At 38.3% G+C, this 12,161-nt stretch carries 13 protein-coding genes; 6 read left to right on the forward strand and 7 right to left on the reverse strand.

Going from position 1 to position 12,161, the window contains the following annotated elements; genetic code table 11:
• Positions 1 to 1,452: 1,452 nt before the first annotated feature.
• From ACFIK3_RS03150 to ACFIK3_RS03165, 4 genes are read right to left on the reverse strand one after another with little or no spacing between them, the layout of a single operon-like run.
• Positions 1,453 to 1,653 carry a hypothetical protein gene (locus ACFIK3_RS03150; protein ID WP_273790904.1) on the reverse strand — a complete coding sequence of 67 codons (201 nt, stop codon included), beginning with the start codon at positions 1,651 to 1,653 and terminating at the stop codon, positions 1,453 to 1,455.
• A complete protein-coding gene (locus ACFIK3_RS03155; RefSeq protein WP_273790903.1) occupies positions 1,646 to 1,858 on the reverse strand; it encodes a hypothetical protein in 213 nt (70 codons plus the stop codon). The genes ACFIK3_RS03150 and ACFIK3_RS03155 overlap by 8 nt, the downstream gene beginning before the upstream one ends.
• Positions 1,782 to 2,018, reverse strand: coding sequence for a hypothetical protein (locus tag ACFIK3_RS03160; RefSeq protein WP_375606489.1), 237 nt, complete (start codon positions 2,016 to 2,018; stop codon positions 1,782 to 1,784). Before ACFIK3_RS03160 ends, ACFIK3_RS03155 begins: the two co-directional genes overlap by 77 nt.
• On the reverse strand, positions 2,015 to 2,677 hold the full coding sequence (locus tag ACFIK3_RS03165; RefSeq protein WP_375676240.1) for a lysozyme: 663 nt from the start codon (positions 2,675 to 2,677) through the stop codon (positions 2,015 to 2,017). Before ACFIK3_RS03165 ends, ACFIK3_RS03160 begins: the two co-directional genes overlap by 4 nt.
• Positions 2,678 to 2,980: 303 nt before the next feature.
• Between ACFIK3_RS03165 and ACFIK3_RS03170 the strand changes: the two genes are divergently transcribed.
• Positions 2,981 to 3,259, forward strand: coding sequence for a hypothetical protein (locus ACFIK3_RS03170; protein ID WP_375676241.1), 279 nt, complete (start codon positions 2,981 to 2,983; stop codon positions 3,257 to 3,259).
• 173 nt (positions 3,260 to 3,432) lie between these two features.
• On the opposite strand, the gene ACFIK3_RS03175 is transcribed toward ACFIK3_RS03170, so the two are convergent.
• A complete protein-coding gene (locus ACFIK3_RS03175; RefSeq protein WP_375676242.1) occupies positions 3,433 to 4,377 on the reverse strand; it encodes a YopJ/AvrA family T3SS effector serine/threonine acetyltransferase in 945 nt (314 codons plus the stop codon).
• Positions 4,378 to 4,716: 339 nt separating this feature from the next.
• Positions 4,717 to 5,661 carry a YopJ/AvrA family T3SS effector serine/threonine acetyltransferase gene (locus ACFIK3_RS03180; protein ID WP_375676243.1) on the reverse strand — a complete coding sequence of 315 codons (945 nt, stop codon included), beginning with the start codon at positions 5,659 to 5,661 and terminating at the stop codon, positions 4,717 to 4,719.
• A gap of 136 nt (positions 5,662 to 5,797) precedes the next feature.
• Between ACFIK3_RS03180 and ACFIK3_RS03185 the strand changes: the two genes are divergently transcribed.
• Entirely contained in the window at positions 5,798 to 5,944 is a 147-nt protein-coding gene (locus tag ACFIK3_RS03185) for a hypothetical protein (RefSeq protein WP_375676244.1), read from the forward strand.
• Between the two features lie 1,464 nt (positions 5,945 to 7,408).
• Here ACFIK3_RS03185 and ACFIK3_RS03190 read toward each other — a convergent pair.
• Positions 7,409 to 7,975: a hypothetical protein gene (locus ACFIK3_RS03190; RefSeq protein ID WP_375676245.1), complete on the reverse strand. Its 567-nt coding sequence runs from the start codon at positions 7,973 to 7,975 to the stop codon at positions 7,409 to 7,411.
• A 1,817-nt stretch (positions 7,976 to 9,792) separates the two neighbouring features.
• Between ACFIK3_RS03190 and ACFIK3_RS03195 the strand changes: the two genes are divergently transcribed.
• From ACFIK3_RS03195 to ACFIK3_RS03210, 4 genes are all read left to right on the forward strand, one after another.
• Complete coding sequence (locus tag ACFIK3_RS03195; RefSeq protein WP_375676246.1) at positions 9,793 to 10,314, forward strand: hypothetical protein; 522 nt, start codon at positions 9,793 to 9,795, stop codon at positions 10,312 to 10,314.
• A 38-nt stretch (positions 10,315 to 10,352) separates the two neighbouring features.
• Positions 10,353 to 10,877, forward strand: a complete 525-nt coding sequence (locus ACFIK3_RS03200) for a hypothetical protein (RefSeq protein WP_375630975.1) — start codon at positions 10,353 to 10,355, stop codon at positions 10,875 to 10,877.
• A 48-nt stretch (positions 10,878 to 10,925) separates the two neighbouring features.
• Positions 10,926 to 11,483 (forward strand): hypothetical protein, encoded by a 558-nt coding sequence (locus tag ACFIK3_RS03205; RefSeq protein ID WP_375676247.1) that lies wholly within the window; start codon positions 10,926 to 10,928, stop codon positions 11,481 to 11,483.
• Between the two features lie 211 nt (positions 11,484 to 11,694).
• Positions 11,695 to 11,913, forward strand: a complete 219-nt coding sequence (locus tag ACFIK3_RS03210) for a hypothetical protein (protein ID WP_375676248.1) — start codon at positions 11,695 to 11,697, stop codon at positions 11,911 to 11,913.
• Positions 11,914 to 12,161: the final 248 nt, after the last annotated feature.

Below are 12,161 nucleotides of genomic sequence, written 5' to 3' on the forward strand. Positions count from 1 at the left end.
TGGAATGGGCGGAATGGATTTCTAAGCTCTTTTCCATAGAAATAATAAAGAAACGGGTCTTCTGTGCCCGTTTTTTTATGCTTTTTCACGTTTCATACGAATTTTCCTTTTATGACAGTTTCTTTATCTTATAGGATTGTTCTACTCTCCTCTGGTTGATCTACCGTCATTGTGAATGAAGCTCACTCTTAATCCATAGCTTTTTCTCTTGTTTTTATGAAATGTTTCTATTGTGTGGGGATCGTGGTTTCCTTTGAAAATATTGTGCTAATAAAAATATAACTCTTTGATTTATAGTCATTTATTCCTAATGCAGTTCTATTTTTTCATTTTAGGTTTATGTATGCACCGTTAAAAAATCCTGTGTTTGTGCTTCATAAGGTGAGAGGTCACTACGGTTTTATGAACCAACGCAATCATTAAAAGTCAGTAGCTAAGAGTTAGTACCTATTGAGCGTTGGAAAGACAGAGTTGAAAAGAGCATGATGGGGCTGGGTTGTTTTTTTATGAATAAGATGCTGGTATTTCAAGCTTTTGCATAGGAGAATAAGCATCTCTCTGTTTCGTTGATCTCTGAAATGGGGAGACTGCTCCATTTGAGAAGCTTAAAGATAAAAGCTAATTTTTCGCCTTGCTCTCATCTTTTTTTCGGTAAGCTCATCACCTAAATTGGAGCCAAACCCATGTTGTTATACTCAAGTTCTGTTTGTTGCCTATATTGTGACAGAAAATTCTTGAGTGGGGAGCAATTTTTGAGCTAAGGGGACCATGACAGGTAGCCGAAAAAAATCATTACTAGACAGTAGGCGCGCTTGTTTTAGAATTTTTAATGCTTCTGATGATAAAGGCACGCGAAATTCTGTTGTAGCCTCATGCCTTCTTTTCATATTTTCGAGCCAAGGATTTTCCATATATTCTCTTCAACTTGACCTTTATGCATAGAACATAAGGGCATTGGGAGGGTGGAAATTGAGAGGCAGGGCATTGGGAGGCAGGGCATTGGGAGGGTGGAAATTGGGAGGGTGGGAGGAGCCGGCTTGCTTTTTTATTCAACGTAAAGATGAGAAGTTTTATGTAAGGCTACCATTACATTGCTTGTTTATGCGCTTCTTTAAAAGAAATGTCTTTTAATACAAATTCTTGGCAATGCTATTTATGAAGAGTATAAAATCATTTGGATATCAATAGTTTATTAAAAAAATGTACGTTGGTATGATCCTTTTCTTATGTTACCAAAGTTGCTGACTTACGCGTTGGTTAAAAATCTCTCTTCATGCCCTTAAATTCATTTCATGAAAGCGTTTGTGAAGAGCACGACGTTTGTGAGGCGTGTAAAAATTTCTCGTGAGACGTGAAAAAATCATCAATAAAATCTCCGTGTTTTCAAAAAATAACGAATGGCTTTTTATATTTTAAAAAAAGATTTAACACGTCTCACGTTTTTTATTTATTTTAGAGCTGAATATTCGATTTTTGTGTAAAAATACTTCCCAGCACATCTATGATCCGTGAAAAATCAAGTGCTAATAAGAAAATGATGAATATAATCCACTTCGTATAGCGTGACATCATTTTTACACTTTTATACGTTGTGATGATTTCTTGTAGGATTTCTTTTTCCTTTTCTGTAAGCTCTGTTTTTTTTCTAGCCATGTTTCCACCCACACAAGCCTTCCCCTTGTTTGTTATGCTTTAAAATATCTCTTGCGAGATTTGAACTGATGATATTGAGATCTTTTTTGTCTAAATAAATGGGCATCCAACCAACGCAAGAAAAAGGCTCATTGATTGTTTTTATCGCGCAACCAGTGAGTAAGAGAAGCGCGTACATCAGCATCACTTTTTTGATTAATTTCATTTTCCACCTCTAGCCGTGTTGTTGATGACTTTAGCGTTTTTTCTATTTGCTTTTGTTGTTCAACCTTCTTTCCAAGAGTGAAAGCTTTTGCTAAAGCGATAAAAAAAGCGGTCAGAGCCGCTCCTGTTATCATCAGATTTTTTTTCAACCACCACATCATAAGCGCTGCTCCCGAAACCGTTTTGCCACAAAGAAAATGCCAACGCAGGCGGCTAAAACCATAATGGTTGCCAATGCCCATTGGATGGGACCATTGCCTGCCAATAAGCCCCCAAGTCCAGAAAAAGAACCAATAATCGGTGTAAGCGCTTCTGCTTTGAAAAATCCCATGGGTGTTTGCGTTTCTACGGTTTGGTAGTTGGGAGAAACATAAGCCCCTTTTGCCCATAATCCCGATTCTGCTGCACGACGGTGCACTAAACCGTGAAAACGTTTTCCTCCTGCTTTAGTCCACTTTTGTAACTCAGCAGGGACGGCTTCATATTCGCCATTATTGAGTTTTTTGAGCAGGGTCGAATTACAAAAAGCCGATGTTCCTATATTATAGCAAAACGATACGAGCGCGGCGAATTGTTCATCCGTTAAGGAAACCCGCACATGTTTTTCAACGGTATTCTCAAATTGTCTTAAATCTTGAGAAAGAACTTCTTCTGCTTGTTTTTCAGTAATGATCATGCCCTTGTGAACGAACGGTTTGCCAGCCGTGCTGGTATGACCATAGCCGATTGTCCACACCCCGATGGCATCTTTATAGGCATGTAAACGCAATCCTTCCCATTGTTTAATGAGTGCAAGCCCTGCTTTAGATATTTTTCTCATTTGCTTCTCCATAAAATAAAGCCTCACGGTAACGTGAGGCTGGTTGACAGATTAAAAATGAAATTTTTCACGCTTCAAAAACAGAAGAGATGTGAAATTTTTATGAAATCAAAAGGTTGGTTGTGACATCTTAGGGAATGGGGATAATGGTTGGCAAAGAGGGGTAATGGTTGGGCAAGAGGGGTAATGGTTGGGCAAGTGGGGTAATGGTTGGGCAAAGAGGGGTAATGGTTGGCTAAGAGGGGTAATGGTTGGCAAAGAGGGATAAATAGTTGGGCAGGCGTTTTCCGTTAAGAGAGGTTGTTGATTTTAAGACCTTGTCCTGGTGTTTTTGATGGAGCCTTCTTGGTGCGGGCGGTTGTTTGGTTGATGCACGATAAGTGTGGTCTATTGCGGTTGTTTGGTCGTATGGCATTGATGTGGGGGTGTTTGAGATACGAAGTGGATACTCTCAGAAAAACAAGACATATGCTTTTACTGAAGACGAAAGCATTAAATATTTTATGTATCAAGCGTTTTGCTTATCCAAATAGTCTCATTATTACAAAGAGCTTTGGGCTAACAAGAGCTTTGGAATTTTGATGCAATTTTAAGAGGGGATGGTTTTTATAGGACAATGGTGCTTTTTCTTTAAGAGGAAAGTTGTTTGCTATTTTTGTTTTATGAGCGCAAAAGCTGGTTTGCTTAGAGAAATCTTAGCTGTAAAGCAGCCTCTCTTCGTTCTTTGATGAATAGGAATATGGAAAAAGCCTCAATTACATCATTAGAGATTTGTATTCTGTTGCTCTTTTTCTGTGTTGTGAGACAGAAACAGTTTTTGTCTCTGTTGAACTTAAGTTTCTTTCAAATCTCTCGGTTAAAGTTTCGCCTTTTTTGTTTACTTTTTCATGTTCAGCATCCGGATTGGCTGTTAAATAGTGTTCTAGACGCCTTCTGCCTTGTGTGTGTTTATAAAAAGTGGTTGGAAGATATGGATCTAATTTTTCAGCAGGTAAAGGCGTATCTGGTTCACATAACACACCCTTAATATTATCTTTGTGCAATCTTGCTAATTTATCAGATTCAAGATGAAGCTTTTTGGCAAGCGCTAAACAAAACATTCCACATTCAGAGGAACTGCGTTGAATGTCCATTTCTGCCATGGCAAAAGAACAGTTGGGCAAATTATGCGCTTTAAGGGCCAATTGCGTCCTTAATGCGAGTACCGCTGGTTTCATATTGTTGAATGTTGTAGGTTCAAAAAATATCACCGATGTTTTGTCCTCTATGGTTTGATGATCAATGAGCGCAAAATGAATTCCCCTATCCTTTGTGTGAATGATAAATCTAGAAGATTGAACGCCGTTTTCGAGTTTTTCTTTTAGTGCAAGGGCAAAGTCGTGAGATGATGCTGCCAATTGAAGACGCATTTCAGGATATTTACGATTTGCTTGTTCTACCAAGGCTGGCATCAGTTTAAGATCTGTACTTGCATAATTAGTTGTGAACCAACGACCCGTTGAGATATCATCCTCTAAACGGGCAATGATACTTTTTAATTCTTCACGATTGAATGGGATATTTTTGCCTTTTTCGCTACTGGGTTGTTCTAAATGTGCAGTAAGAGTGTCTAAGGATTCATTTGCATGCGCCCCTTCAGGTGCACTTGCCCCTTCTGGTGTTTGTGAGGAATGAGGGAGGGAAGAATCTTGTGGCTTCATACTATTAGCCTCCATATTGATAATTGGTAGAAAATAATATTTTCTTCAATTCTGGCTAAACAATGTTTGCAGGAAAGATTTTTTAGCTAAAAAAAAACAAAGAGATGAAATCATCTTTATTAAAAAAAATTTGTTACGAAAGACAAAACCCCACGCTTTTCAGAGTTAAGGCAAGGTATCTTTTGTCTTTGTAAGAGGTAATTGCTTACTTTTTGCATCTTTAGCTCTTTACTTCTTTCAAAGGGAAAAGAAGATTTGCTAACAGCAACTTATATCTTACCGTAAAGCCGCAGAGCGCCATTCTTTGTGGATGTGGAATAGGGCTATGGCAAATGCTTATTACATCATTAGAGATTTGTATTCTGTTGCTCTTTTTCTGTGTTGTGAAACAGAAACAGTTTTTGTCTCTGTTGCCACCAAGCTTCTCTCAAACCTCTCTCTTAGGGTTTCGCCTTTTTTGTTTACTTTTTCATGTGCTGCTTCTGGATTGGCTGTTAGATATTCCCTAAGACGTCTTCTGCCTTGCACGTGTTTGTATAAACGAGCTGGAAGATATGGATCTAATTTTTCAGCAGGTAAAGGCGTGTCTGGTTCACATAACACACCCTTAATATTATCTTTGTGTAGTCTTTCTAATTTTTGAGCTTCGAGATAAAGCTTTTTAGCAAGGCTTAAGCTGAACATCCCACATTCAGAGGAACTGCGTTGAATATTCATTTCTGCCATGGCAAAATGAATGTTAGGCAATTGGTGATGTTCAATGGATTGTCGCGTTCTTAATGCCAGTAAGGCGGGGAGTGTGTCACGCAGTGAGGTAGGTTCTAAAAATATCAGAGATGTCTTGTCCCCTATGGTTTGATGATCAATGACAGCAAAATGAATTCCCCTATCTTTTGCGTTAACAATCAGTCTAGAAGATTTTATGCCCTTTTCGAGCGTTTCTTTTAGTGAGAGTGCAAAGTCGTCAGGTGTCATTGCAAGTTTAAGATTCATCTCTGGATATTTACGATTTGCTTGATCTACCAAGGCTGGCATCATGTAAAGATCTAAAATGTCATAATAATTTTTGATCCAACTGCCATCGGCATTATGTTGTTCTAAACCAGCAACAATATCTTTTAACTCGGCACGGTTGAAAGGAGTGTTTTTTATTTTTTCGATGTTAAGCCGTTCTAAATGTGCAGCAAGAGTGTCTAATGATACATTTGCATGCGCCCCTTCAGGTGCACTTGCTCCTTCTGGTGTTTGTGAGGAATGAGGTGGGGGAGAATCTTGTGGCTTCATAATCTTAGCCTCTATGTTGATGATCGATAGGTGATACTATCTTCTTCAATTCTGGCTAAACAATGTTTTGAAAAAAAGCCTTTGCATCTTGAAAGGTGAGGCGATGAGAGCATAATGATGCCGTTTTCATATTTTTATGCGTGTATTGCTCATCATTGCTGTGATGTATGATATTGGTATTTTATGGGGGATTATTAGGGCGTTCTGTTGGGAGCCCTTAGTGAATACGGCTTGTTTTGAAAATCTCAAAATTATGGGGCTGTTGGTGATGCAAATTGGGTGATGCAAAAGAAAACAGTCAGAAAAAGACGAAAGATACCTTCAAACCGTAAAGTTTTAAACATTGTCGCGAAACACACTGTTTATAACAGTCTATAATAACTTATAATAGTCTATAATAATGCGAAAATTTTATGATGAAATCTGGACGCAGAAAACCCCTTACCGCACCTGTCATTAAATACGATTTTTCATATTCTGTCAACCGCAAAACGATTATTTTTCCTTTTTTATCGTGGAAAAAAATCTACAGAAAAAAGCTCATTCATTAGCTATGCAGCAAAATATCTTGTTTTAATGGAAAAGTTTTTGATGTGGCAAAAAACATTTTCTCCTTTGAGAAAGGCGTGGACAAGATGAAGGGAGAATTGTGGTTTTGAAATCCGTGGTATTTTATTGATGAAATTGGGAAGGCGGTGGTTGGATGGTGTTGCGGGGACAAAGCTTTAGGTGTTGCGCAGAGGGTGTTTCGAGGGGGGACGAGGTGGGGTGTTCCGTGGGTGGTTAGAGGCGTGATGGCTCTTCGAGTGGCTGTTGGGGTCTCTAAAGGTTTCTGTATAAAGATTTATTGAGTAAACGCTTTTTCTCCTTTGAGAAAGGCGTGGACAAGATGAAGGGAGAATTGTGGTTTTGAAATCCGTGGTATTTTATTGATGAAATTGGGAAGGCGGTGGTTGGATGGTGTTGCGGGGCAACGCTTTAGGTGTTGGCGATTTGTGGGGGCGATTGGGGTTGTGCTGGCTGTCGTATTAGCGGTGGTGTGATGGGTGGAGGGTTATCGGTGCAGTTGTTGATGAGGGAGAAGATTGTTGGTAGGGGCTTTTTCTTTCCTTTAAGGGATGATGCTTTTAATTTTGTAAAAGATCAACGGGTTGTTTTAATGATAAGCTATTGATTTATAGTGGATATTTTATCATTATTTATTTTGAATGAGAAACCCAGATTATGCTGAAATAAAAGCCATAGCGTTTGTCCGTCATAAGATCAGGAAAGCCATATAGAATTGTACAAGAAAAGACGTAAAATGACGATAATGAATTGTCTTAAAAGCTAAGGATGTCGCGATATTGGGCGAAGTTTATGATGAGGGTGGTTTGTTACAATGGGGGTAGAGGGGAGAATGTTGCTGTTTTAAAGAGGGGCAAATATTTATCCTGCCCATGCCGTGAATATGCCGTGAATTATTGTCCTTTGAGGCATGGTTAAGTGAGGCCATGGGTAGATTAAGGTTAAGTCTCTTTGACAGGTTGAAGTATTTTTTTAAGGGCGTGGTGGATATTTTAAAGCTTGTTTGTTGTGCGCTTTAAGCTTGTTAATTCCATGAAACTCTATGAAAGGGCAAGCTCAGTGGATCTCAAGTGCACCCTGCCAAAAGGGGACTTTATAAAGGAGCTGGTTATAAAGAGGCATGTTATAAAAGGAGGGGGAGAATCTTTATCCTGTGAGGGGGAGGAAACGATGAGTGTTTTTAGCAAAGGCTCTTTGGGGTAGAACTGTCAAAATGTTTATAAAGGGCATCAAGAATAATACGCAACGAACCAACAAGATTAGGCAGCGGTTGATCTTCTATAACAAGATAGTGTAATGCCGCATGAAAGTTGTGTTGACGATGTAGATATTGTGCTTCTTTAATTGCTTCTTGCATATTTTCATAGTGTTCCGTTGCTCTTTGGACCCATTGCTTTTTTGCTTTCTCATCTGATGCGCTGTGTGTAAAACCATCGTAATAACCGTTTGGTAAACCTTTTGCACATAAATAGTCGTTTCTAATTTGCAAGTATTGTTGTGCCGTGTCATATTGCTCTTTACTGATGCCTGATGAAGCCTCTTTATAGCCAAGCAAACAAAGACGCCCAATATAGGTCCCAACAAGCGGATTTTTCGCTTCTTCGAGGCTTAAACCAAAGTGTTTTGCACGCATTTCAATCGCAGATTGAAGCGCAGATTCGCTGGAGCTTTGGGCACGTGAAATACGGCCTTTGGGCTCTCGCTTTCCTGTTATTTTCGGTCTACCGCGTTTTTTACGTATTTTCATGAACTTAACCATTTGAATGAAAAAGAAACTGTCTGTTGATGGGGGACAGTGATGTAAAAAGCACTTGGCGCAAATATTGGGGGGAGCAAATACTTAAGAGGGGGAAAATACTTAAGAGGGAGAAAATACTTAAAAGGAGGAAAATACTGGGGGGGGGAGTGAGCAAATACTGGGAAATATCAGCCGTTGCAGATCAAAAAACAAACGATACTAAAGGCGTTTTAAATGCAAAGAAAAGCAACGGTGTGGGGCGAAAAAATCATCTTTAAAGTGTTTCTTACCTTTTTTATCTTATCCCTATCAGTCTTATCTTCCGCTCCTGTCATGCTTATTTTTTCATGGATAGCGAATTATTTGCTTTTTAAATATTTTTTAACTGTTCTTGAGAGATTGAAGGAAAATTTTTGTCAAATGTGAATGAAAAAATAAGAATGGTGTTTCAAGGGCATGTCATCGTCTTTCTAATGGGATTATTTGTCTCTTTTTTCACGAGCGCTTTGTGGAAACTTTTCAATTCCACTTTTGAAAGGTCATTGTTTTCTTAAGTTGGGAGCTTGTTATTTGGGTTCTCTTATTTTTTTGTTGGTGGGCGCTTTCCCAAGATATTTGATATACATCACGCTATTAAGCATACTTATATACTTTATAGGAGATATAATATCTTCTGTTGAGTGGCAGAGAGCGGCAAAAAGCAAACCTCCGTATCCTATTATAATAGCATAAGATGCTCTATGTTTTCAAATAAAATATCGTTTATCGGCTTAAAATAAACTGTGAATGATCTCGCTATTTGGTTTGGTATTTTCTTTATAAGTATCCTTTATAGAGTATAAAATTTTCCGTTTTAATGGATCTCATCATAAGACGAGGGGATGTCGTTTAAAGGAAAGGATGCATTATCGAAAGAAGCTGTTTTTATAAGAAGAAAATGCCTTTATAAAAAGATGCTTTTATGGGAGATGCCTTGATGAATGTAGGGGCTGTATAAATGTGGGGGCTGTGAGATATTTCATCTTTAATGAAGCCTTTTTAATTAAGAAGCTTTCAAATGAGGATTAAGGTTGTTTGTCGCGCGCTTTTCATACTGGATAATCGGTTGCTTGTTCGACTTTGTGTTGTGTTGCTTTTTAAAGAGCCATGTCTTAGGGCTCTCTTTTGACCATTTCGCAAGGGTGCTCATGAAGGGTATAACGATAAAGTCCCCCAATGAAATCCATATAAAGTTTGAATACTATAAAATCTATTGCACACTTCCATTTTTACGCTTGTGAAGAAGAAAGTCCATAGCATCACACATTTTGCCAGCTCTCATTGTTGCGACAGCCCTTGGCATTTGAGATGCTTCATTAGAGGCATTTATCATCCTTTCTTAATATTTTACTCTATATGGCTCTTTCTGCTTGTAACGCGCAAGAGACATGGTTTGGATTGGCCCAATATGGAACAGGTTTGGAATAAGATAATCCTATGCTACTGAGGGTTCTCATTTAAGGTGCTAAATAATAAATTGTTATAAATCAGTATGTTATTAGTAAAATTTTACACATCATATATTTTTTAGATTGAATATTTTTGCTTGTTGAGTTTTGTGAAACATTGTCTTTTAAGGTGTGGGTCATAGATAAGGAGACACAATAGCGTTTGTGCTTGTAAGCCTGAGAGATTGTATGTTGTCGCGTATAGGGAATTTAAAAAAATAGACTTAAAAAGTCCTATAGCACGGGTTTCATGGTGAAAAGAGTGCTCGATAAATCGGTTTTTCTGGTTGCATGTTTTCAAAGAGTGAGTGGGCATTTTAGAAGTGAGAAAATATCCATATGATCGAAGATAAATCACAACACCAATCTATCCATGAGGGAAATACGGCTTTTGCATCACAGCTAGGGGTGAAACAGTCTGCAGTTTTTAAAAAATGGACGGCTCTCTCAAGAAGAGATTACGTCATCATTTTGTGTTGGGCTATCCCCTTGTTGGTGCTTTTTGCCGCGACTGTCTATATGAGCCCTTTGGAGTTTTTTCACATTATATCTAAAGAACAGTTTCAAGCACTGGAGAAAATGGAACAAGGAGATCTTCGAAAAATGACTAAGGAGATTTTGAAACAGCCTTTTGAAAATAATCCTGCTGTCTTGTTTTTGCGTAACGTAGGATGGAATGGTGTTTGGGCTTGTTTATGTTTCTTACCGCAAATGATTTGGTTTTGTCTTGTGCTGTTCTTTCCATTCTTTTTTGTCTTTAACGCCATCTCTAAACGGGATGTCAAGGAAATGATGAAGCTGTGGGATACATTGCCAGAGCAGCAACAGTTAGACAACCAATCTCTCAACAGAACACAATAGGGAAACGAGAGGCTAATTCTTTTGTAAGGAGTTTTGGAATGTTGATCACAGGAGGGTTGGGTGCTTTCATGTTTCTCGGGGAGATCATGATACTGTTTTCTACCGTCATGACAATCTTTGCACTTTATTATTCGTTGATAAAACGGACAATATTGTTGTTTTGGATGCGGCGCAAATTAAAAAAGGGTGCAGCGCAGAATTTGAGGCATAATCAGGCAGGAGGGAAAGGACAGAATACAGTTTGTGCAATAGAATTAAGCCCCCTTTCTTTTAAAGAATCTTTGGAACTTTCAAGAAAAGATTATTTTATCATCTTTTTTCTAGCCTTCATTGTGATTGTGTCTCTTACAGGTTTGATAGCTTTTTTTTCTTTTCTTATAAAATCTGCGATTGTTTTACACGGTTATATGGTTCTATTGTTTACGGTTGGCATGTTTGTCATGCAGCTGCTGTTGTGGTTCTGGCTATGGATTATTGTTTTTTTACCTGTCATTTTAATTCTCCATAGTTTCCTTCAGTATGGCGTGGAAAAAACAATGAAGAGGTTAGAAACATTTGTTTGAGCAGAGGATAAAAATGATGATTTCATATCAATGCGATAGGGGGGAAAAATGACTATTGTTATAAAATGTTTGGCTGTTTTAGGGATCGCCATCATTGCCATTTTAATGGCTATAGTTATGGTCAGGCTTCCTTACCTGTTGATCAAGCATATGAGGTTATCTTTTAAAATCGCTCAAGACTTGAAAAAGAGTACGATGCAACAAAAACAAGCCATACAACAATTGCGCAATGATCAGGGAGAAATGAAAAGACACAATCTTGTGCATAAGACCCTTGATGCGAAAATGCGCTTTCTTAACTTCAAAGAATCTCTGCCTCTTTCTTCAAAAGAATGTAAAATAATCTTTTTTATCTTTGTCCTCTTTTCTGTTTTGCGGGCTGCTTGCTCTATCGCAAATTTGGTATGGTGGAAGAGTGATATGATCAGCGGGATCATGTCACTGTTGAACGCTTCTCTATGGATTGGATTTCTTCTCTTTTTTCCGATCATTTGGGTGATGTGCATAAAGTTAACAAGAAAATTGAACAAAATACTTCCACAATTGGAAGAAGCAATAAAACAACGCGATCAGGCAATTCGTATGCAGAATGGGCGTGGAGGATAAAATGACGGGTAGTCTTATAACATTAATAGCCATTTCTTTCCTGTTATATATGATCGTAAATATTTTATTGTGGGTGCCAGTTTGGACAATTTGTTACTTGTTTATCAAGCGTGCGAGGCTTTATTGTCGCGTGAAAAAGGAACTGAAATGCGTGCTGAATGAACGCGATATTGCCTTAAAACAGATCTCCCCAAAATAAAAAAGCAGCAGAATGTTTGATAAAAAACAGCTTTCTCTTGTTTGGCAAGACTATAAAAAAATATTCTATCTTTCTACGGTTATAGTGACTGCTCCAATAGTTATAACTGTTGTCGTTAAGATATGGAGAGGGCAGGACTTTGTTTCTCTTGTCGTATTCGAGCCACTAACATGGATGCTTGCCTGTGTTTTTTATTCTTACCGATTGTTTTTATTATGCGTTTTATCGTGACACGTCAGTTGAACAAGATGATACGGCAATTAGAAGAAGAGGTTGAGCAGAAAGGAGCACCCGTCATATTATACGATGTGAATGAGGGAAAGTGAGCGAGGGGAAAATGAGCGAGAGAAAAATGAGCGAGGGGAAAATGAGCGAGGGAAAGTGAGCGAGAGAAAAATGAGCGAAGAGAGGCTTTTGTTGAGCCTTGCTTTTGACTTGTTCATTAAGGTGCATGGGTGTACTTCTCGTTTTATGCTTTT

It is taken from the genome of Bartonella sp. CB10SXKL (assembly GCF_042195515.1).
In the GTDB taxonomy this organism is placed as follows: Bacteria; Pseudomonadota; Alphaproteobacteria; order Rhizobiales; family Rhizobiaceae; genus Bartonella.